General features: G+C 72.3%; 17 protein-coding genes and 1 pseudogene. 2 read left to right on the top strand and 16 right to left on the bottom strand.

Annotated elements, in window-relative coordinates:
• Positions 1 to 559 precede the first annotated feature (559 nt).
• The 15 genes and pseudogenes from tyrS to infC all read right to left on the bottom strand — a co-directional run bounded on the left by tyrS (position 560) and on the right by infC (position 16,759).
• Positions 560 to 1,873 carry a tyrosine--tRNA ligase gene (tyrS, locus tag JOD95_RS13785; protein ID WP_209685498.1) on the bottom strand — a complete coding sequence of 438 codons (1,314 nt, stop codon included), beginning with the start codon at positions 1,871 to 1,873 and terminating at the stop codon, positions 560 to 562.
• 50 nt (positions 1,874 to 1,923) lie between these two features.
• Positions 1,924 to 2,619 carry a DNA-3-methyladenine glycosylase gene (locus JOD95_RS13780; RefSeq protein ID WP_066656402.1) on the bottom strand — a complete coding sequence of 232 codons (696 nt, stop codon included), beginning with the start codon at positions 2,617 to 2,619 and terminating at the stop codon, positions 1,924 to 1,926.
• Positions 2,616 to 4,064, bottom strand: a complete 1,449-nt coding sequence (argH, locus tag JOD95_RS13775; RefSeq protein WP_066656404.1) for an argininosuccinate lyase — start codon at positions 4,062 to 4,064, stop codon at positions 2,616 to 2,618. Before argH ends, JOD95_RS13780 begins: the two co-directional genes overlap by 4 nt.
• A 111-nt stretch (positions 4,065 to 4,175) precedes the next feature.
• On the bottom strand, positions 4,176 to 5,279 hold the full coding sequence (locus JOD95_RS13770; protein WP_209685496.1) for an argininosuccinate synthase domain-containing protein: 1,104 nt from the start codon (positions 5,277 to 5,279) through the stop codon (positions 4,176 to 4,178).
• A 20-nt stretch (positions 5,280 to 5,299) separates the two neighbouring features.
• Entirely contained in the window at positions 5,300 to 6,244 is a 945-nt protein-coding gene (argF, locus tag JOD95_RS13765) for an ornithine carbamoyltransferase (RefSeq protein ID WP_209685494.1), read from the bottom strand.
• Positions 6,241 to 7,464 (bottom strand): acetylornithine transaminase, encoded by a 1,224-nt coding sequence (locus JOD95_RS13760; protein WP_066656412.1) that lies wholly within the window; start codon positions 7,462 to 7,464, stop codon positions 6,241 to 6,243. The genes argF and JOD95_RS13760 overlap by 4 nt, the downstream gene beginning before the upstream one ends.
• Before the next feature lie 158 nt (positions 7,465 to 7,622).
• Positions 7,623 to 8,525, bottom strand: a pseudogene (gene argB / locus JOD95_RS13755) (acetylglutamate kinase); the annotation flags it as partial.
• Positions 8,525 to 9,724: a bifunctional glutamate N-acetyltransferase/amino-acid acetyltransferase ArgJ gene (argJ, locus tag JOD95_RS13750; RefSeq protein ID WP_209685492.1), complete on the bottom strand. Its 1,200-nt coding sequence runs from the start codon at positions 9,722 to 9,724 to the stop codon at positions 8,525 to 8,527. The gene argJ and the pseudogene argB, both read right to left, overlap by 1 nt.
• Complete coding sequence (locus tag JOD95_RS13745) at positions 9,721 to 10,818, bottom strand: N-acetyl-gamma-glutamyl-phosphate reductase (RefSeq protein ID WP_209685490.1); 1,098 nt, start codon at positions 10,816 to 10,818, stop codon at positions 9,721 to 9,723. The genes argJ and JOD95_RS13745 overlap by 4 nt, the downstream gene beginning before the upstream one ends.
• A gap of 74 nt (positions 10,819 to 10,892) precedes the next feature.
• Positions 10,893 to 13,385, bottom strand: coding sequence for a phenylalanine--tRNA ligase subunit beta (pheT, locus tag JOD95_RS13740; protein ID WP_209685488.1), 2,493 nt, complete (start codon positions 13,383 to 13,385; stop codon positions 10,893 to 10,895).
• Positions 13,385 to 14,425 carry a phenylalanine--tRNA ligase subunit alpha gene (pheS, locus tag JOD95_RS13735; RefSeq protein ID WP_066658706.1) on the bottom strand — a complete coding sequence of 347 codons (1,041 nt, stop codon included), beginning with the start codon at positions 14,423 to 14,425 and terminating at the stop codon, positions 13,385 to 13,387. The genes pheT and pheS overlap by 1 nt, the downstream gene beginning before the upstream one ends.
• A 71-nt stretch (positions 14,426 to 14,496) precedes the next feature.
• Positions 14,497 to 15,360, bottom strand: a complete 864-nt coding sequence (locus JOD95_RS13730) for an RNA methyltransferase (protein ID WP_209685486.1) — start codon at positions 15,358 to 15,360, stop codon at positions 14,497 to 14,499.
• Between the two features lie 71 nt (positions 15,361 to 15,431).
• Positions 15,432 to 15,815 (bottom strand): 50S ribosomal protein L20, encoded by a 384-nt coding sequence (rplT, locus tag JOD95_RS13725; RefSeq protein ID WP_066656427.1) that lies wholly within the window; start codon positions 15,813 to 15,815, stop codon positions 15,432 to 15,434.
• Positions 15,816 to 15,842: 27 nt separating this feature from the next.
• Positions 15,843 to 16,037 carry a 50S ribosomal protein L35 gene (rpmI, locus tag JOD95_RS13720; protein WP_022903519.1) on the bottom strand — a complete coding sequence of 65 codons (195 nt, stop codon included), beginning with the start codon at positions 16,035 to 16,037 and terminating at the stop codon, positions 15,843 to 15,845.
• A gap of 62 nt (positions 16,038 to 16,099) precedes the next feature.
• The gene (gene infC / locus JOD95_RS13715; protein WP_081985092.1) at positions 16,100 to 16,759 is read right to left on the bottom strand and encodes a translation initiation factor IF-3; all 660 of its coding nucleotides are present in this window, start codon (positions 16,757 to 16,759) and stop codon (positions 16,100 to 16,102) included.
• Between the two features lie 387 nt (positions 16,760 to 17,146).
• Between infC and JOD95_RS13710 the strand changes: the two genes are divergently transcribed.
• Positions 17,147 to 17,449 (top strand): DUF1844 domain-containing protein, encoded by a 303-nt coding sequence (locus JOD95_RS13710; RefSeq protein WP_066658711.1) that lies wholly within the window; start codon positions 17,147 to 17,149, stop codon positions 17,447 to 17,449.
• Positions 17,450 to 17,547: 98 nt separating this feature from the next.
• Here the strand turns inward: JOD95_RS13710 and JOD95_RS13705 are convergent, their stop codons facing one another.
• Positions 17,548 to 18,816 (bottom strand): phosphotransferase, encoded by a 1,269-nt coding sequence (locus tag JOD95_RS13705; protein ID WP_209685484.1) that lies wholly within the window; start codon positions 18,814 to 18,816, stop codon positions 17,548 to 17,550.
• Positions 18,817 to 18,933: 117 nt separating this feature from the next.
• Here JOD95_RS13705 and JOD95_RS13700 point away from each other — a divergent pair, with 117 nt between their 5' ends.
• Entirely contained in the window at positions 18,934 to 20,784 is a 1,851-nt protein-coding gene (locus JOD95_RS13700; protein ID WP_209685482.1) for a glycoside hydrolase family 2 protein, read from the top strand.
• The last annotated feature ends 29 nt before the right edge of the window (positions 20,785 to 20,813 follow it).

Here is a 20,813-nt window from a genome sequence, read left to right as displayed (position 1 = left end):
CGACACCCGAAAGCGCCGAACCGAGTTGATTCTGACTGTTGACTGTCTACTGACAATCTTCAATCCAAAAGGAATTGTCTCCGACGACCACAACCAAAGCTGCAATCGCACGGGGTCAAAATAATTGGCATTGACAATGTGCACGCTGTTGAGTTCTCAAGGACCAGACGCACCCCCCACTCGACTCCACGAAGGAGCTCCGCCAGAGGGGCATTGTGTTCTTGGTACCACCGGCATCGCGTCGGACCGAGGTCCTGTGGCTCATCCCGAGGGAGAGGGCCGGTGGAGTAGTCATCCTAAGCGTCGAAGCGATCGAGCACAAGGCTTGATCTGAACTTCGGTGGAGGATGGTCCCGCTTGAGGCCGGCAGGCTCTGGGCTCTCGCTCCAGCCGCTCCGCCGCACCTTTGGGGTGACGAGTAAGAACTCTACGCAGCGCTGGGCGGGAGCGCCAACCGCGCCCCACTCCCGGGCGTGTCGCACTGTGCAACTCCTCCGGACGCAGCGGTGCCCGGTCTCCGTCGGGAGACCGGGCACCGGGTGCACCGAGGGTGGATCGATCAGCCGAGCGTGACGCCCGCCAGGGTCTTCTTGCCGCGTCGGAGCACCACGACTCCGCCGGGCAGCGCGAGGCTCGCGAGCTGCGCGGTCGCGTCGTCGGCGCGGACGTTGTTCACGTACACGCCTCCCTGGTCGACCGCCCGGCGCGCTTCGCCGAGCGACTTCACGAGTCCGGTGTCGACGAGGGCGCGAGCGACGTCGGCCTCGCCCGGCAGCGACACCGTGCCGGGGAGCTCGGCGACCGCGGCACGCAGCGTCGCCTCGTCGAGCGCGGCCAGGTCGCCGTTGCCGAACAGCGCCGCCGAGGCGTCGATCGTCGCCCGGGTCGCCGCCGCTCCGTGCACCAGCGACGTGACCTCGAACGCCAGGGTCCGCTGGGCCTCGCGCCGGAACGGCTCGTCGGCGACCGCCTGCTCGAGTCGACCGATCTCCGCACGATCGAGGAACGTGAACTCGCGCAGCCGGGCGACCACGTCGGCGTCCGCCGTGTTGAGCCAGAACTGGTAGAAGGCGTACGGCGAGGTCATCTCGGCGTCGAGCCAGATCGCGTTGCCCTCGCTCTTGCCGAACTTCGTGCCGTCCGAGTTCGTGATGAGCGGGGTGCCGAGCGCGTGCACGGACACCCCCTCGGTGCGACGGATCAGGTCGGTGCCGGAGGTCAGGTTGCCCCATTGGTCCGAACCGCCGGTCTGCAGCGTGCAGCCGTACTGCCGGTAGAGCTCGCGGTAGTCCAGTCCCTGCAGGATCTGGTAGCTGAACTCGGTGTAGCTGATGCCCGCGTCGGAGTTCAGGCGTGCGGCGACGGCGTCCTTCTTCAGCATGGCGTTCACGCGGAAGTACTTGCCGATGTCGCGCAGGAAGTCGATCGCGGACAGCGGTGCCGTCCAGTCGAGGTTGTTGACGAGCCGCACGCCGTTCTCGCCGTCGGGGCTGAGGAACCGGGACACCTGCGCCTGCAGTCGGCTCACCCACTCGGCGACCGTCTCCGGGGTGTTCAGCGTGCGTTCCGCGGTGGGACGCGGGTCGCCGATCAGGCCGGTCGACCCACCGACGAGCGCCAGCGGCCGGTGCCCGGCGAGCTGCAGCCGGCGCATGGTGAGCAGCTGCAGCAGGTTGCCGCAGTGCAGCGAGGGTGCGGTCGGGTCGAAACCGCAGTAGTACGTGACGGTCCCGCCGTCGAGGGCCTCCTGGAGTGCCGTCTCGTCGGTGGAGACGTGCACCAGACCGCGCCAGCGCAGTTCGTCCCACACCGAGGCGAAGGTGGGGTCGTTCTGCTGGCGTGTCAGGACATCGGGATCGGTTGCGCTGGACACCCGACCATCGTAGCCACCGGGCGACGGCCGGGAGGATCGGCGCGGCCCCGTCAGTCGACCGCGCGCCGGTGCCGTCGGTACGGCGACACCGTCGGGTCACCGGTGCGCCAGGAGCGCCACGGGAAGGACGCGCCGCCAGCGACACCGGCGACGCCGGTGCGCGGTCCGCGCGAGATCCGCCGGACCGGAGCCGTCCCCGCGGGGCCGGCCACCGTCTCGGCGAGCAGCTCCGCGACCACGTCCGCCGGGTCGGCGGAGGCGAGCCGCGCCTCCAGGCCGGGTGCGAGCGCGAGCCGGAACGGTCCCGAGCCGTCGAGGAGCGACGTGCCGTCGTCCTCGCCGAGCACGGCACCGAGCGCCTGCCCGAGGTTGCCCGGACCGCGGGCCAGGGCGACGTCGGCGACCGACGGACCGCGGCGAGCCCGGGCGACCTCGATGCCGTCGACGACCTCGGCGGCGCGCAGGAGCGAGCCGGACGACGTGCCCTCCGGGCCGCTCACCACGTTCACGCAGGTGTGGATGCCGTACGAGCGGTACGCGTAGAGCGTGCCCGGCGGCCCGAAGAGGTGCCGGTTGCGCGGTGTCGGGCCGCGATGGCCGTGCGAGCCCGGGTCGGTCGGGCCCCAGTAGGCCTCGACCTCGGTGATGCGCAGTGTCACACCACGCCCGGTGATCGTCGCGCCGAGCAGCGCCGGCGCGCACACCGGAGCCGGCTCGGCCAGGAGCGCGAGGAGCGCGTCGCTCATCGGGTGAAGGGCGCGCCCTCGGCCAGGTCGTGGACGCGACGGGTCAGGGCGGCGAGCTGCTCGGCGACGCGCTCCGGCGCCGTCCCGCCGACACCGGCGCGCGACGCGACGCTGCCCTCGATGGTCAGGACGCCGCGCACCTCGGGCGTGAGGTGCGCGGACACGGCGCGGTACTCGTCGTCGCCGGGCTCGTCGAGCTCGATCCCGCGCTCCTCGCAGTACCGGACCAGCGCCCCCGAGATCTCGTGCGCGTCGCGGAAGGGCACGCCCTGCCGGACCAGCCACTCCGCGACGTCGGTCGCGAGCGAGAAGCCCTGCGGCGCGAGCTCGGCCATCCGCTCCGTGTCGAAGGCGAGCGTGGCGACCATGCCGGTGAAGGCCGGCAGCAGCACCTCGAGCTGGGCGACCGAGTCGAAGACCGGCTCCTTGTCCTCCTGCAGGTCGCGGTTGTACGCGAGCGGCAGGCCCTTCAGGGTCGTGAGGAGGCCGGTGAGGTTGCCGACGAGCCGACCCGACTTGCCGCGCGCGAGCTCGGCGATGTCGGGGTTCTTCTTCTGCGGCATGATGCTCGACCCGGTCGAGAAGGCGTCGTGCAGCCGGACGAAACCGAACTCCTTGGTGTTCCAGAGGATGATCTCCTCGGCCAGACGGGACACGTCGATGCCCACCTGTGCGAGGACGAACGCGAACTCGGCGACGACGTCGCGGGCTGCCGTGGCGTCGATCGAGTTGTCGGCGGGGCGGGCGAAGCCGAGTTCGTGCGCGATCGCCGTCGGGTCGAGACCGAGCGAGCTGCCCGCGAGGGCGCCGGCCCCGTACGGGCTGACACTCGCACGGTCGGCCCAGTCGCGGAGCCGCTCGAGGTCGCGGACGAGCGGCCACGCGTGCGCGAGCAGGTGGTGGGCGAGGAGCACCGGCTGGGCGTGCTGCAGGTGCGTGCGGCCGGGCATGATCGCCGCCGGGTGCTCGCTCGCCTGCTGCGAGATCGCGTCGACGAGGTCGATGACGAGGCGCCCGATCCGCCGGCCGTGGTCGAGCATGTGCATGCGGCCCAGGGTCGCGATCTGGTCGTTGCGGCTCCGGCCGGCGCGGAGCTTGCCGCCGAGTTCCGGGCCGAGGTCGGCGATGAGCAGGCGCTCGAGGGCGCCGTGGACGTCCTCGTCGCCGTCGTCCGGCTGCAGGGAGCCGTCGGCGTGGGCGGTCTCGAGGCGGTCGAGGCCGGCGGTCATGCGCCCGAGCTCGTCCTCGGTCAGGTAGCCGGCGGTGTGCAGGGCACGGGCGTGGGCGCGGGACCCGGCGATGTCGTAGGGGGCCAGCTGCCAGTCGAAGTGCGTCGACCGGGACAGCGCGGCGAGTTCGGCGCTGGGGCCGTCGGCGAAGCGGCCACCCCAGAGGGCGCCCGTGTTCGTGGCGTCGGTCTTGCTGGGCTGCGTCGCGTCGGTCATGTCGTCCTGCCTGGGGGTACGGGTCGGTCGTGCTCGGTTCGTGGGCGGTGCTTCGGGGGGTGGTACTGCGTGGTGCTGGTGGGGGCGGTGCTGCGTGGTGCTGGTGGGGCGTCAGTTCGCGCGGTCGCGCCGCGTGGCCGTCCGCGTCGGTCGGGCCCGGGCGCTCGCGAACGACACGCTCCCGGTGGCCGGTGCCCCGGCCAGCTCGAAGTCGAAGAGGCTCTGCTCCGACCGGCGCCCGGTGACGCTCGCGACCCCGCCGTGCAACCGGAGCCGGACGTCACCGGAGACGTGCCGCTGCGTCTCCTCGATGAAGGCGTCGAGCGCGCGGCGGAGTCCGCTCGCCCAGCGACCCTCGTCGACCAGCTCCGCCCACTCGCGGTCCACGCCCTGCTTGCAGCGCAGGACCTCGCGTTCGAGGGTGATCCGTTCGAGGTCCTGGTGCGCGGCCACGAGCGCCGTCGCACCCGGTGTCTCCGCCACACGTCGGGCCTTGCGGCCGTCGAGCAGGTCGACGACCAGGTCGTGCCGACCGACCCCGTGACGGCCGGCGAGGGCGTCGAGCTCGCGCAGCAGCCGGAGGACCGGGAAGCGCTGCCCGTCGAGGGCGACCGGGACGCCGTGCTCGAAGGTCACGGTGACCTCGTCGGGCTCGGTGTCCGGCTGCGCGGAGACCTCCGCCGTGCGCGCCCAGTCCGCACGGTCGACCGCGGCCCACGGGTCCTCGAGGTCCGGCTCGGTGACGACACGGCCCCACACGTCGTGCTCGGTACCGCCGGCCGGCACGACGGCCGTCGGCACCGGGAGGACCCGGAGGTCGGGATCGTGCCCGGCGATCGTGGTCGTGAGGGCGACCTCGTCCGGGGCGCTCGTGAGGTGCGCGACGGCGACCGCGCCGAGCTGCCGGGCCGTGCGGACCAGGTGGTCGGCGACGATCGGCAGCCGCAGCGCCGGGACGAGCGGGCGACCCGGGCCGCCGGCGTTCGCCCGGACCGCCGCGACGACGTACCGGTCGGCGTACTCGGTCTTCGCGTCGACCACCACGGCGTCCACCGCACCGGCGGCCCGCATCCGGTCCCGCACGGCGTCGACCTCGCGGGACCGACCGCCGAGGTCGACCACCAGGGCCAGGACCTCGTGGTCGACGGCGAAGTGCTCGACGGCTGCCGCCGGGTCCACCCCGGCGGAGCAGGCGACGACGATGCGATCGGTCACGGGACTCCAGTCGAGCGGGGTCAGGCGGCCGGGCTGCCGGTCGCGTTCGCGGCCAGGAGCCAGGCGAGCAGGGCCTTCTGCGCGTGCAGCCGGTTCTCCGCCTCGTCCCAGATGATGCTGCGCGGCCCGTCGATGACCTCGGCGGTCACCTCGAACCCGCGGTCCGCCGGCAGGCAGTGCAGGAACACGGCGTCGTCGGCGGCGTGCCCCATCAGCTCGTCGTCCACCCGGTAGCCCGCGAAGGTGTCGAGTCGGGACTGCTTCTCGTCCTCCTTGCCCATCGACACCCACGTGTCGGTGACCACGACGTCGGCGCCGGCGACCGCCGCCACCGGGTCGGTGACGACCAGGACGGAGCCACCGGTCTCGCCCGCACGACGCTCGGCGTCGGCGACGACCGCGGCGTCCGGGCTGAACGCCGCCGGAGCGGCGACGCGGACGTGCATGCCCGCGGTCGCTCCCGCGAGCAGGTACGACTGCGCCATGTTGCTCGCGCCGTCGCCGATGAACGCGACGGTCTGCCCGGCGAGGGTGCCGCGGTGCTCGCGGATCGTGAGCAGGTCGGCGAGGAGCTGGCACGGGTGGAAGTCGTCCGACAGGGCGTTGACGACCGGGACGCGGGTGCCCGCCGCCATCTCCTCGAGTCCGGACTGGGCGTAGGTGCGCCAGACGATCGCCGACACCATGCGCTCGAGCACGCGGGCGGTGTCCGACGGGGTCTCCTTGCCGCCGAGCTGGCTGTTCGCCGTCGTGATCACGAGCGGGCTGCCGCCGAGGTCGGAGATCCCGACGTGGAAGGACACCCGGGTGCGGGTGGACGACTTGTCGAAGATCACCGCGACGGTCTGCGGCCCGGCGAGGGGCTTCTCGCCCCAGCGGTCACCCTTCATCTGGGCGGCGAGGTCGAGGATCGCGGACTGCTCGGCCTGGGTCAGGTCGTCGTCACGGAGGAAGTGGCGGGTCATGCGGAGGTCTCCTGCTCGGCGGCGACGGCCGCGAGGCTCTGGCCGAGGATCGACACGAACTCGTCGATCTCGGCGTCGGACACGATGAGCGGCGGCGCGATGCGCAGGCTCGACTCGTTCGGGGCGTTGATGATGAGGCCGCGCTCGAGGGCGGCGGCGTTGACGGCGGGGCCGACGGGCGCGGTCAGGCCGACGCCGACGAGCAGGCCCGTGCCCCGGACCTCCTGCACCAGCGGCGAACCGAGGGCCGCGATGCCGGCACGGATGCGCTCGCCCTTGGTGACCGCGCCGGCCACCAGGTCGGCGCGCTCGATCTCCTCGAGCACCGCGTTCGCGACGCGGGTGCCGAGCGGGTTGCCGCCGAAGGTCGAGCCGTGCTGGCCGGCCGAGAACAGCTCGGACGCCCAGCCGAAGGTCACGAGGGCGCCGATCGGGAACCCACCGGCGATGCCCTTCGCGATCGTGACGGCGTCCGGCGTGAACCCGTGGCCCTGGAAGGTGAACCAGTTGCCGGTGCGGCCGACCCCGGTCTGGATCTCGTCGAGGATGAACAGCGCGCCGTGCTCCTCCGTCAGGCGACGTGCGGCCTGCAGGAAGCCCTCGGGCAGGTCGACCACGCCGGCCTCGCCCTTGATCGGCTCGAGGATGAGCGCGGCGACGGTGTCGTCGACGGCCGCCTCGAGCGCCTCGACCGTCGAGTCGATGTGCTCGACGCCGGCGATCATCGGCAGGAAGTCCTCCTGCAGCGCGGGCTTGCCGGTGAGCGCGAGCGCACCCATCGTCCGGCCGTGGAAGCCCTGCTTCAGCGCGAGGATCCGGGTCTTGCGACCGTCCGCACCCTTGTTCAGCCGCGCGAGCTTGAACGCGGCCTCGTTCGCCTCGGCACCGGAGTTGCCGAAGTACACGCGGCCGGCGTCCCCCGCACCGGTGATGCGCTTGAGGCGCTCGGCGAGCTCGAGCTGCGGCGGCGTCGCGAAGTAGTTCGAGACGTGCACGAGCTTCGCCGCCTGGTCGGCGACGGCCTCGACGAGGGCCGGGTGGGCGTGGCCGAGGGAGTTCACCGCGATGCCGGCCAGGAAGTCGAGGTACTCGTTGCCGTCGACGTCCCACACGCGGCAGCCCTGACCGTGGTCGAGCATGATCTTCGGCGGGGTCAGGGATCGCATGAGCGACGCCCCGAACCGGTCGTTCCAGGTCTGGGTGTGCGTCTCGGTGCTCACTGCTCGTTCCCCTTCTGCGTCGTGGCGGTGTCGGTGACGGTGGTGTCGGTGACGGCGGCGTCGGTCGCCGCGTGTCGGCCCGGGTCCGCTGCGGACTCGGGCACCCGTCGGCCGACCTCGGCGTGGGTGTTCTGGTTCTCGGTGCGACGGCTCGGGTCCGGGATCACCTCGGTGCCCGCACCGCGCAGGGTGAAGACCTCGAGCAGGATCGAGTGCGGGATCCGCCCGTCGATGATCGTCGCGCCGCCGACCCCGCCGACCACGGCGTCGAGGCACGCGGTCATCTTCGGGATCATCCCCGACTCGAGGCTCGGCAGCAGCGCCCGGAGCTCGTCGACCGCGATCAGGTCGATGATCGAGTCGCGGTCCGGCCAGTTGCGGTAGAGGCCGGGGACGTCCGTCAGCATCATGAGCTTGGCGGCACCGAGCGCGATGGCCAGCGCACCGGCCGCGGCATCGGCGTTGACGTTCAGCGCCTGGTCCGGGTGGGCGTCGTCGATCGCGATGCTCGACACGATCGGGATGCGTCCGGCCTCGATCGCCGCGAGGACGCCGGACGGGTCGACGTGCGTGATGTCGCCGACGTGGCCGAGGTCGAAGTACTCGCCGTCGACGACGACGCCCTTCTTCTCACCGGTGAACAGCGAGCCGCCGTCGCCGGAGACGCCGACGGCCAGACCGTCACCGTGCTCGTTGACGAGGTCGACGATCTCGCGGTTGACCTCGCCGGCGAGCACGTCGCGGACGACCGTGATCGCCTCGGTCGTCGTCACGCGGTAGCCACCGCGGAACTCGGACGCGATGCCCTGTTCCTTCAGCGCCGCCGAGATCTGCGGCCCACCGCCGTGCACCACGACCGGGTGGAGTCCCGCGTAGCGCAGGTAGACCATGTCCTCGGCGAACGCCCGCTTGAGGTCGTCGTTCACCATGGCGTTGCCGCCGAACTTCACGACGACGGTCTTGCCCGAGAACCGCTTCAGCCACGGCAGGGACTCGATGAGCGTCGCGGCCTTGACGGCGGCGAGCTCGTGCTCTTCTTCCTTGGTCAGGTCGTCGCTCATCAGCTGGAGTACGCGCTGTTCTCGTGGACGTAGTCGTGCGTCAGGTCGTTCGTCAGGATCGTCGCCGCGTGCACGCCGACCCCGAGCTCGATCAGGACGTGGGTGTCGCGCGGCGTCAGGTCGACCTCGTCGATCGGCCGGTCCGGGGCGCCTGCGTGGCAGACGCGGACGCCGTTCATGCTGACGTCGACCGCGTACGGGTCGAACTCGGCGTCGGTGGTCCCGATCGCCGCCAGCACGCGGCCCCAGTTCGGGTCGTTGCCGAAGACCGCGGCCTTGAACAGGTTGTTCCGGGCGACACTGCGCCCCACCGTGACGGCCTCGTCCTCGGACACCGCGCCGGTGACCTCGATCGTGATGTCGTGGCTCGCGCCCTCGGCGTCCTGCTGGAGCTGCCGGGCGAGGTCCGCGCACACCGCGGTCAGTGCCTCCTGGAAGTCGCCGACCTCGGGGGTCACCCCGCTCGCACCGGAGGACAGCAGCACGACGGTGTCGTTGGTCGACATGCAGCCGTCCGAGTCGACGCGGTCGAAGGTCACGCGGGTCGCCGCGCGGAGCGCCTGGTCGAGCTGCTCCGCGGTCTGCACGGCGTCGGTCGTGATGACGACGAGCATCGTCGCGAGCCCGGGGGCCAGCATGCCGGCGCCCTTGGCCATGCCGCCGACCGTCCAGCCGTCCTCGGTCACGACGGACTGCTTCGGCGTCGTGTCCGTGGTCATGATCGCGACCGCAGCGTCGGGGCCGCCGTCGGCCGCCAGCGCGGCGCTGGCCAGGTCGACACCGCGCAGCACGCCGTCACGGAACGTCTGGTCACCGCGGCCGATCAGGCCCGTCGAGCAGACGACGACGTCGCCTGCACCGATGCCGAGCGCGGCACCCACCGCCTCCGCCGTCATGTGCGTGGTCTGGAAGCCGAAGGGTCCGGTGAAGCAGTTCGCGCCGCCGGAGTTGAGCACCACGGCCCGGGCGACACCGTCGCCGACGACCTGGCGCGACCAGATCACCGGGTGCGCCTGGGCGCGGTTGCTGGTGAACACGGCGGCCGCGGCCGCGTCGGGGCCGTCGTTCACCACGAGGGCGACGTCGGGCTTCCCGCTCGTCTTGAGTCCGGCGGTGACGCCGGCCGCGCGGAAGCCCGCAGCGGCGGTCACGCCCTGGAGGCCCGTGTCGGGCTGGTCCGTCGAGGTCTCGTCGGTCACGGTGCGACTCCGTCCACGCTGAGGCCGAGGGTCTCGGGGAAGCCCAGGGCGATGTTGGCCGACTGCACGGCCGCGCCGGCGGTGCCCTTGGCCAGGTTGTCGAGGGCGCTCACGGCGACCACCCGGCCCGCGGCCTCGTCCACGGCGATGCCGACGAGCGCGGTGTTCGCGCCGACGGTGTCCGCGGTGCGGGGGAACTCGCCCTCCGGGAGCAGGTGCACGAAGGGCTCGTCGGCGTAGGCCTGTTCCCAGGCGATCCGGACGTCGCGCGCGCTGACCCCGGGCGAGAGCCTGGCGGTCGTCGTCGCGAGGATGCCGCGCGACATCGGCACGAGCACGGGCGTGAACGAGATCCGGACGTCACCGGCCCCCGCTGTCACGAGGTTCTGCTGGATCTCCGGGATGTGCCGGTGGGTGCCGCCGACCGCGTAGGCGCTCGCGGAGCCCATGATCTCCGAGGCGAGGTAGGTCGTCGCGAGCTTCTTGCCGGCACCGCTCGGCCCGACGCTCAGCACCGCGACGAGGTCGTCCGTCTCGACGAGCCCGGCCTGGACACCCGGCTGGATCCCGAGCGTCACCGCCGTGACGTTGCAGCCCGGCACCGCGATCCGCTTCGTCGCCGCGAGCTCGGTGCGCTGCCGCCCGAGGCCCTCGATGTCGTCGACGTCCCGCCACTCCTCCGCCGTCCCGGGCGCCGGCGCGGCGTGCAGCAGCTCCGGCAGGCCGTAGGTCCACGCGCCGTGGTGCTCGCCGCCGTAGAACGCGTCCCACGCAGCCGGGTCCGTGAGCCGGTGGTCCGCGCCGCAGTCGACGACGAGGGTGTCCTCGTCGAGCTCGGCGGTGATCGCCCCGGACTGCCCGTGCGGCAGCGCGAGGAACACCACGTCGTGTCCGCGCAGGTTCGCCGCCGTCGTCTCGACCAGCGTCAGGTGTGCCAGCGACCGCAGGTGCGGCTGCGTCGCGATGAGCGGCTGCCCCGCGTTCGAGAAGGCCGTCACCGTCCTGACGTCGAACTCTGGGTGGGCGGCGAGCACGCGCAGGAGCTCTCCGCCCGCGTAGCCGGAGGCTCCCGCCACGGCGACGGATACGGACATGGGTTCCACCTTTGGTCGGACTGGTCGTCGAGAGAGTCGGAGGCGGCGGCCCCGGGCGGTGCTGATCCGGTGGATCAGTCGCGCAGGGTCGCCCCGAATCGCTCGCCGGCACGTCGGACGGCGCCGTCACGGGCCTCGGAGGCCTCGGCAGCGGTCAGCGTGCGGTCCGTGGCGCGGAAGCGCAGCGCGAACGTCAGGGACTTCTGTCCCTCGTCCACGCCCGTGCCCCGGTAGTCGTCCACGAGCCGAGCATACTCCAGCAGCTCTCCGGCGCCAGAGCGGACGACGTCCAGCACGTCACCCGCCGGGACGTCGACCGCGACCACGAGGGAGAGGTCCTGCGTCGCCGCCGGGTAGGACACGATCGGCGCCACCGAAACGAGCTCCGGTGCCGCGGCGACCAGGGCGTCGAGGTCGAGCTCGACGACGGCGACGACGCGCGGCAGCACCGCGGCCTCGGTGAGGACGGGCAGCAGCTCACCGGCGACACCGACGACGGTGTCACCGACGAGCAGCGCGGCCGCACGCCCCGGGTGCAGGGACGGGTGGCTCGTCTGTGCGACCCGGAGCTCCACACCGACCGCCCAGGCGACGGCCCGGGCGACGTCGAGCGCGTCCGCGATGCCGTAGGGCTCCGGCTGCACGCCGGGCTGCTTCACGACGCGGTTGCCGGTCAGCAACGCCGAGACGTGGAACGGCTGCGGCGGGAGCGACGCGTCGAGCACACCGAGGGTGTCGGGGTCGGGCCGCTCGGCGCCGGCGGGCACGGCGTCGGTGCCGAGCTGCACGTCCGTCGTCGGCAGGAACACGCGCGAGGTCTCGTACAGGGCGACGTCGACGAGGCCGCGGGACACGTTGCGGCGGGCGGCGTCGACGAGCGCGGGGAGCCCGCTGCGACGGAGCAGCGACTGCTCGCTGTCCAGCGCGTTCGCGAGCACGACGCTCGGACCACCGTCGCCGTCGATGCCCGGGTAGGCGTCCTGCGTGGTCTGCGAGACGAACGGCGCGGTGACGACCTCGACGAGGCCGTCCGCTGCGAGGGCGGCGGACACGCGCCGACGGGCCTGCTGGTGCCGGGTCAGACCGCGTCCGGGCGGGGCGATCGGCAGCACGCTCGGGATGCGGTCGTAGCCGACGATGCGGGCCACTTCCTCGACCAGGGTGGTGTCGTCGGTCAGGTCCGGTCGCCAGGACGGCGGCGTGACGACGAGCACCTCGCCGTCGACGTCCACCGTCGCACCGATGGCGCGCAGCGTGTCGATGACCTCGGCGTCGGTGTACTCGACACCGACGAGGTCGGCCGGCCGCGACGCCCGCATCGTGATCGTCGGGCGGGGCTCGGCGTCGACGAGCGTGGAGCCGAGGGTGTCCGCCGTGCCGCCCGCGAGCTCGACGAGGAGCTCGACGGCACGGTTCGCAGCGGCCTCGGCCACGAGCGGGTCGACCCCGCGTTCGAAGCGCTTCGAGGCCTCGCTCGGCAGCTTGTGCCGGCGGGCCGTCCGGGCGATCGAGACCTGGTCGAAGCCGGCGGCCTCGATCAGCACGTCGGTCGTCGTGTCCGAGATCTCGGTGCGTGCACCGCCCATCACACCGGCGAGGCCGACGGGGCCGTCGTCGTCGGTGATGACGAGGTCCTCGGGGTCGAGCGCGCGGGTCGTGTCGTCGAGGGTGACGAGGGTCTCCCCCACCGCCGCGCGACGCACGCCGAGGCCACCGCGGACCTTCGCCAGGTCGTAGCCGTGCAGGGGCTGGCCGAGCTCGAACATGACGTAGTTCGTGATGTCGACGGGCAGCGAGATCGAGCGGACGCCGGTCAGCGCCAGGCGGGAGACCATCCACGCCGGGGTCGTCCGGGTCGGGTCGATGCCACGGACGACGCGGGTGACGAAGGTGTGCGCACCGACACGACCGCGGACCGGGGCCTGGTCGTCGATCGTGACGCGGAACCCCTCGCCCGAGCGGGGCGTCACGCGCGCCGCCGGGTCGCGGAAGCCGGCACCGGTGGCGTGCGCGTACTCGCGGGCGACGCCGCGCATGCTCATCACGTACCCGCGGTCCGGCGTCACGTTGATCTCGACCGCGGCGTCGTCGAGGCCGAGCAGCGCGATCGCGTCGGCCCCGACCTCGGGGTCCATGCCGAGGTCGGCGAAGCGCAGGATGCCGTCGTGCTCGTCGCCGAGGCCGAGCTCACGGGCCGAGGCGATCATGCCGTCGGACACGTGGCCGTACGTCTTGCGCGCGGCGATCGGGAACGGCCCGGGCAGCACGGCGCCGGGCAGCGTCACGACGACGAGGTCGCCCACGTCGAAGTTGTGCGCACCGCAGACGATGCCGCGGGGCTCGGACTCGCCCACGTCGACCTGGCACCAGTTGATCGTCTTGCCGTTCTTCTGCGGCTCGGGCTCGCGCTCGAGCACGCGGCCGACGACGATCGGGCCGGTGAGGTCGTAGGTGTGGACGTCCTCTTCCTCGAAGCCCACCGACACGAGGGCCGCATGGACGTGCTCGAGGGAGACGTCGTCGGGCAGGTCGACGGACTCGCCGAGCCAACGGAGTGGGACGCGCATCAGACCACCGTTCCGAACTGCTGCGAGAAGCGGATGTCGCCCTCGAGGAAGTCACGCATGTCGTTCAGGCCGTTGCGGAACTGCAGGGTCCGCTCGATGCCCATCCCGAACGCGAAGCCCTGGTACTCGTCCGGGTCGATGCCGGCCGCACGCAGGACGTTGGGGTTCACCATGCCGCAGCCGCCCCACTCGACCCACCGCGCGCCGCCCTTGGCGTTCGGCTGCCAGACGTCCATCTCGGCGCTGGGCTCGGTGAACGGGAAGTAGTTCGGACGCAGGCGGATCTGCGCCCCGGCGCCGAAGACCTGGCGCGCGAAGTGCTCGAGCGTGCCGCGGAGGTGCGCCATCGTCAGGCCCTTGTCGATCGCGATGCCCTCGACCTGGGTGAAGACCGGCAGGTGCGTGGCGTCGAGCTCGTCCGCGCGGTACACGCGCCCCGGGGCGATCACGTAGAGCGGCAGCTCCCGGGACAGCAGCGAGCGGACCTGCACCGGGGAGGTGTGCGTGCGCATGACCAGGTGCCGGTCGACCGGCTCGACGAAGATCGTGTCGGCCATCGCCCGTGCGGGGTGGTCCGGGTCGAAGTTCAGCGCGTCGAAGTTGAACCACTCGTGCTCGAGCTCGGGGCCCTCCGCCACCTCCCACCCCATGCCGACGAAGATGTCGGCGACGGTCTCGTTGAGGACCGAGAGCGGGTGGCGGGAGCCCGGCGCCCGACGGACCGGCAGTGCGGTGACGTCGACGCGCTCGGCCTCGAGCCGGGCGCGTTCCTCGGCCTCGGCGAGGACGGACTCCTGCTCGGCGACCGCCGCGTTGACCCGGCCGCGTGCCTGGCCGACGAGCTTGCCGGCCTCGGCCTTCTGCTCCTTCGGCACGCTGCGCATCGACGCGTTCATCCGCGCGAGCGTCGACTGCTCGCCGGTGTGCTCCGCCCTGGCCTGCTTCAGCTCGGCCACGGTCGTCGTCGCGCGGACCGCGGCGAGGGCCCGGTCGACCGCGTCGGCGACGGCCGCTTCGCTGATCTCGAGGTGTTCTGACACGAGGCCCAAGCCTACCGGCCCCCGGGATACCGCCGTCCTGCACTGGACGGACGGTGGAAGAGCAGGACGGGTCAGCGCGCTGTGGAGGAGGACGCCACCCGCTGCGCGAACGCCGACTCGTACAGGCAGACGGACGCGGCCGTCGCCAGGTTCATCGACTCGGCCCGACCGTAGATCGGGACCTTCACGGCCCGGTCGACGAGCGCCAGGTCCTCCGCCGTGAGCCCCCGGGCCTCGTTGCCGAAGACCCACGCGGTCGGCCCGTCGAGCATGCCGTCGGCGCGGACGTCCGGCAGGTCGTCGCCGGAGACGTCGGCCGCGAGGACCGTGTACCCGAGGGCCTTCGCGCGTGCGACGGCGTCGGCGAGCGTCACGCCCACCGAGACCGGCACGTGGAACAGCGAGCCCGTGGTGGACCGCACCACCTTCGGGTTGTAGGGGTCGACCGAACGACCGGTCAGCACGACCGCGTCGGCGCCCGCCGCGTCGGCGGCGCGGATGATCGTGCCGGCGTTCCCCGGGTCCCGGACCTGCTCGAGGATCGCGACCAGCCCGGGCAGCGTGCCGTCCGTGGCGGACGCGCCCTGCGCCTCCAGGCCGGGTCCGGCGTCCGGGAAGACGTCCTTCACCGACGTCGGGAACTGCTGGCACACCGCGACGACCCCCTGCGGCGTGACGGTGTCCGCCATCGTGTCGAGCACCTGCTCGGTGACGAACCACGTGTCGACCGGTGCGTCGTCGAGCCCGTACCGTGCGGCGGCGGTCGGCGTCACGTAGAGCTCGCGGAGCAGCTCCGGGCGGTACTCGATCGCCTCGCGCACGGCCTGCGGGCCCTCGAGCAGGAAGAGTCCGGTGTCGGCACGGACGTCCTTCTTGGCGAGTGCCGCGACGGCCTTGACGCGTCCGGACTTCGGGTTCTCGAGGAGATCGCTCACGCGTCAAGTGTCGCAGCATGCACGAAGCCCCCGCTCCGTGGACGGAACGGGGGCTTCGGGAGCTGGCGTGACTACGCGGCCTTGGGGGCCGAGGTGTCGGCCGGCAGGGCCTTCTTGGCGGTCTCGACGAGCGCCGCGAACGTCTCGGGGTTGTTCACCGCGAGGTCCGCGAGGATGCGACGGTCGACCTCGACGCCGGCCAGGGAGAGGCCCTGGATGAGGCGGTTGTAGGTCAGGCCGTTCGCACGCGACGCGGCGTTGATGCGCTGGATCCACAGGCGACGGAACTCGCCCTTCTTCGCGTGACGGTCACGGTACGCGTAGACGAGGGAGTGGGTGACCTGCTCCTTCGCCTTGCGGTACAGGCGCGAACGCTGGCCGCGGTAGCCCTCGGCGCGCTCGAGGATGACGCGACGCTTCTTGGCGGCGTTGACCGCTCTCTTGACACGTGCCATTGATCTGTTCCTTTACGTTCCGCCGGCTCAGTGGCCGAGAAGCTTCTTGACGTTCTTGGCGTCGGCCTTCGCGAGGACCTGGTCCTCGTTGAGGCGGGCCTTGCGCTTGGCGCTCTTGACCTCGAGGTTGTGACGCATACCGGCCTGCTGCTTCATGATCTTGCCGCTGCCGGTGACCTTGAAGCGCTTCTTCGACCCGGAGTGGGTCTTCTGCTTGGGCATCGTGGTGCCTTTCCGTGGGGTGGGTGGGGAGCCGCGTCGTCGCGGGGTGGTCCGGGGAGGACCTATTCGGCGGGAGCCTCGGCCGGCGCGGACTCGGTGGCCTCGTCGGCCTCCTTGCCCTTCGCCGCGTGCTCCGACGCACGACGCTCGGCCTTCTGCGCAGCACGCTTCGCGTTCTGCTCGCCCTTGACGTCGGACTTGTTCTTGAGGGGGGCGATGATCATCGTCATGTTGCGGCCGTCCTGGGTCGGACGCGACTCGACGACGCCGAACTCGGCGATCTCCTCGGCGAACTTCTGGAGGAGACGGACACCCTGCTCCGGACGCGACTGCTCGCGCCCACGGAAGAGGATCATCGCCTTCACCTTGTCGCCGCCGAGGAGGAAGCCCTCGGCGCGCTTGCGCTTGGTCTCGTAGTCGTGCACGTCGATCTTCAGGCGGAACCGGACCTCCTTGAGGTCGGTGTTCACCTGGTTGCGGCGCGCTTCCTTGGCCTTCTGCGCTGCCTCGTACTTGAACTTGCCGTAGTCCATGATCTTGGCCACGGGCGGCTTCGAGTTCGGGGCGACCTCGACCAGATCCAGTTCGGCTTCCTGCGCGAGACGCAGAGCCATGGCGATCGGGACAACGCCGACCTGCTCACCCTGGGGGCCGACGAGTCGGACCTCGGGAACGCGGATTCGGTCGTTGGTGCGGGGATCGGTGATGCGGAGCTCCTTCAATCAAGTGGTGGCCGTCCGGCGCTGCTGCGCTGGACGACGGCACGAGAGAGGAGATCTGACGCACGGATCGGAACCCGTTCGGCAGCCGCCCGACACCGGCCCCGCGGGGCTGGCCTGCCGGGACGCGGTGCGGTCTGACGATCGCACTGCTGACCCGACGGAGCGGTTGGGACCCGGTAGCCTGTGGTGCACGGCCGCGGGTGGGAGAGACTCCTCTTCTACGACGCCGTCCGGGGCTCGGTCCGACTCCTGTGGAGACGATCTGGGCACACGGGCAGCATCTGCCGCCGATGAGTCTAGCAGAGGAGCACCGTGCCCGACACCCCCGAGAACGACACCCCGCAGGTCACGCAGGACGAGACCGCAGCCGGCGGCGAGGCCCGCGACATCGCCGAGGTGCCCGCGGTCGAGCTCATCAACACCGTCGCCGTGCACCTGCTCAGCGCAGCCGCCGTGAAGGTGGGGCTCGCCGACGACCCGCAGGAGCAGACCGACCTCGACGAGGCGCGGAAGCTCATCACGGCCCTCGCCGGGCTCGTGACGGCAGCGGCCACCGAGATCGGCGACCACCACGCCCGTCCGCTCCGCGACGGACTGCGCTCGGTCCAGCTCGCGTTCCGCGAGGCGTCGAGCATCCCGGACGCGCCGGGCAAGGGGCCGGGCGAGAAGTACACGGGCCCCGTCAACTGACGACGACGGTCGTCGTCACCACGTGACGGACGGGAGGCGCGGTGTCGGCCGGCACCGCGCCTCCCGTCCGTCAGCGGGTCACGCCGGGGGTCGGAGGATCAGGCCGCGCCGTCCGCCGCCAGCCGCGCGACCGCAGCCAGCGGGATGCCGGCCCAGTCGGGCCGGTTCCGCGTCTCGTAGACCACCTCGTACACGGCCTTGTCGAGCTCGAACGCGTCGAGCAGTGCGCGGTGGTCGGTCAGGTCGTCACCGGTCCCCCGGCGGTACCCGTCGAGGAACGCCTGCCGTGCCGCCTGCGCCCAGGCACCCGCGTCGACGAACTCGGCGTCGTGCGCGAGCGCGCCGGCGACGTAGTCGAAGGACCGGAGCATCCCGGCGACGTCGCGGAGCGTCGAGTCGGGCAGCGACCGCTCGGCGAGCGGGCGGAGCGGCTCGCCCTCGAAGTCGAGGAACACCCACCCTCGGGGCTCGGGCGCGGCGAGCACCTGCCCGAGGTGCAGGTCACCGTGGATGCGCTGCAGGTCCGGCCAGTGCGACGCGGCGGCACGGTCGTACACGGCACGGATCGCGTCGACGTGCGGCTCGACGGTCGGGGCCTCGCGCACGGCGGCGTCGAGCCGGCCGCGCATCGTCGCGATCGCAGCGTCCCGTCGTGCATCGTCGGCGGGCTCGGTCGGCAGGGCGGTGGCGAGCGTGCGGTGCACCTCGGCGAGCGCCTCGCCGAGCGCGGCGGCCTGCTCGTCCCACGGGGTGCCGGTCCTGGCGTCGCGGAGGGCCACGCGCCAGGCGTCCTCGAGGCCGGGCAGGAACTCCTGGGCGAACGCGAGGTGTCCGGTGGCCGTGCCGTCGGGACGGCCGGGGTCGGGCCAGCTCGCCTGCTGGGCGCCGTACACGGTCGGCACGCGGGAGCTGCCCGCGGCGGAGAGTGCGAGCTGCGTGGTGACGTCGGGGTTGTCACCGTGGTGGAGCACCCGGAAGACCTTGGTGATGACCCGGTCACCGGACGCGGTGTCGCAGATGACCGAGGTGTTCGACTGCTCGCCGGACAGCACCCGGGACGCGGTGACCTCGCCGATCGGCCGGAGGCTCGAGGGGTCGGCGTCGATGCGCGCCGCGAGCTGCTGCACCCAGTCGCTGTCGGTGGTGGCGTCGACCGGGTCGACGGCTCCTCCGCCGGGGCCCGCGACGACCGGCACCTGGTAGAGGACGGGCCCGGTCGCGGCGTCGTCGAGGACCAACCGCGTGCCGTCGGTCTCGGCGATGGTGTGCAGCGCCGGGGTCCCACCCTTCGCGGCGTACCAGCGCTGGCGTGCGATCCAGCCCTCCAGCGTGCGGTCGTCGACGTGCTCGGGTGCCTCGGCGCTCATGCAGCGAACGGTACGCGCCGGTCCCGGGGCGCGCCCCGAGTCGTGGCGCACCGGTTGGCCCGCACCGGTTGGCCCGCACCGCTTTACAACGATGTACGGAGCGGCGAGCATGGACGCATGACCTCGCTCGACGGCACCGTCGCCGCCCTCCTGCCCCCGCTCCCTCGCGCCTCCGACCAGGACGGCTCGTACCCCCGACCGCAGATGCTGCGCGGCGCGTGGGCCGACCTCGACGGGACGTGGTCGTTCCGGAACACGGGCGACGACCCGACCTGGCGCTCCGGGTTCCCGGACGCCCGGGACATCACGGTGCCGTTCCCACCCGAGTCGCCGGCGTCGGGCATCGACGAGCCCGGGTTCCACCCCGTCGTCTGGTACGCCCGGACGATCACGCGCGCCGAGCTCGACGCCGCCGGGTACGGCGACGCGGCACCCCGGCTCCTGCTGCACTTCGGCGCCGTCGACCACCGCGCGCGGGTCTGGGTCGACGGGCAGTTCATCGGTGAGCACGAGGGCGGACACACCCCCTTCACGCTCGACGTGACCGAGGCGCTCGGCACCGAGCCGGACGCGACGCACACCCTGGTCGTCCGCGCCGAGGACGACCCCCACGACGTCACCCAGCCGCGCGGCAAGCAGGACTGGCACGAGCACCCGCACGCCATCTGGTACCGCCGCACGACCGGGATCTGGCAGACCGTCTGGCTCGAGGCCGTGCCGACCGCGTCGATCGGGGCCCTGCGCTGGACGAACGTCGACCACGCGACGGTGCGGCTGACCGTCCGGCTCGCCGGGGAGCGCCCCGCCGGCGCGCGGGTCCGCGTCGCGGCGCACTGGTCCGAGGGCGACGAGGACCTGGCGACCGTCGAGACGGTCGTGCCCGTGACCGCGCACGAGGTCGAGGTCGTCGTGCCCGTCGCCCGGCAGCAGAACGGTCAGGCCGAGGACGAGCTGGTGTGGTCCCCCGAGACCCCGCGCCTGGTCGACGCGGTCGTCACGCTGCTGCCGGCCGAGGGCAGCGTGCCCCTGGACGCCGTGTCGTCGTACTTCGGCGTCCGCACCGTGGGGATCGACGGCGGCGCCTTCCTGCTGAACGGCCGCGCCTACGACGTCCGCAGTGTCCTCAACCAGGGCTACTGGCCGGAGTCGCACCTCGCAGCACCGTCACGGCAGGCCCTGCGCCGCGAGGTCGAGCTCATCAAGGAGCTCGGCTTCACCGCCGCGCGGAACCACCAGAAGATCGAGGACCCGCGGTTCCTGTACTGGGCGGACCGGCTGGGGCTGCTCGTCTGGGGTGAGGCACCCGGCGCGTACGCGTTCTCCCCGCTCGCCGTGCAGCGGCTCGTGCGGGAGTGGATGGACGCCGTCGAACGCGACGCCTCGCACCCGTCGATCGTCACCTGGGTGCCGGCGAACGAGAGCTGGGGCGTGCAGCACATCGCGACGGACCCGGCGCAGCAGGCCTACGCCCGATCACTCGCCGACGTCACCCGGGCGCTCGACCCCACCCGGCCGGTGGTCTCGAACGACGGCTGGGAGCACACGAACTCCGACATCGTCACCGTGCACGACTACGAGGGCGACGGCCCCCGGCTCGCCGCGACCTACACCGACGACGCCGCACGGACGGCACTGCTCGGTGGGCGCGGGCCCGCTGATCGTCGGATCCTGGTGGGCGGCGCGACGGACCAGGGGCAGCCGGTCATGCTGACGGAGTTCGGCGGCGTGGACTTCCAGCCCGGGGCGAAGCGCGAGGACGGGTGGGGCTACACCTCGGCCGTCGACGGCGACGACTGGGTGGCGCGGATCACGGCGCTCTACGACGGCGTCCGGGCGAGTTCGTTCCTGGCCGGGTCGTGCTGGACGCAGCTGACGGACACGATGCAGGAGACGAACGGCCTGCTGAACGCCGACCGCACCCCGAAGGTCCCGATCGAGCGCATCCGCGCCGCGGTCACCGGGCGCTGAGGCCGCGCCCGGCGACCCGCGACCCGCGA

This window comes from Curtobacterium sp. 1310 (genome assembly GCF_017834105.1).
GTDB lineage: Bacteria > Actinomycetota > Actinomycetes > Actinomycetales > Microbacteriaceae > Curtobacterium.
The sequence above is the reverse complement of the archived record's forward strand: the minus strand, read 5'-3'. Positions and strand labels throughout refer to the sequence as shown.

Excerpts from the sequence above, each read along its gene's own strand:
- pheT (WP_209685488.1), bottom strand. The coding sequence starts at position 13,385 with ATGCGCGTCCCACTCCGTTGGCTCGGCGAGTCCGTCGACCTGCCCGAC.
- JOD95_RS13700 (WP_209685482.1), top strand. The coding sequence starts at position 18,934 with ATGACCTCGCTCGACGGCACCGTCGCCGCCCTCCTGCCCCCGCTCCCT.
- argH (WP_066656404.1), bottom strand. The coding sequence starts at position 4,064 with ATGACCGACGCGACGCAGCCCAGCAAGACCGACGCCACGAACACGGGC.
- rplT (WP_066656427.1), bottom strand. The coding sequence starts at position 15,815 with ATGGCACGTGTCAAGAGAGCGGTCAACGCCGCCAAGAAGCGTCGCGTC.
- JOD95_RS13745 (WP_209685490.1), bottom strand. The coding sequence starts at position 10,818 with ATGTCCGTATCCGTCGCCGTGGCGGGAGCCTCCGGCTACGCGGGCGGA.
- JOD95_RS13780 (WP_066656402.1), bottom strand. The coding sequence starts at position 2,619 with ATGAGCGACGCGCTCCTCGCGCTCCTGGCCGAGCCGGCTCCGGTGTGC.
- JOD95_RS13705 (WP_209685484.1), bottom strand. The coding sequence starts at position 18,816 with ATGAGCGCCGAGGCACCCGAGCACGTCGACGACCGCACGCTGGAGGGC.
- argF (WP_209685494.1), bottom strand. The coding sequence starts at position 6,244 with ATGACCCGCCACTTCCTCCGTGACGACGACCTGACCCAGGCCGAGCAG.
- rpmI (WP_022903519.1), bottom strand. The coding sequence starts at position 16,037 with ATGCCCAAGCAGAAGACCCACTCCGGGTCGAAGAAGCGCTTCAAGGTC.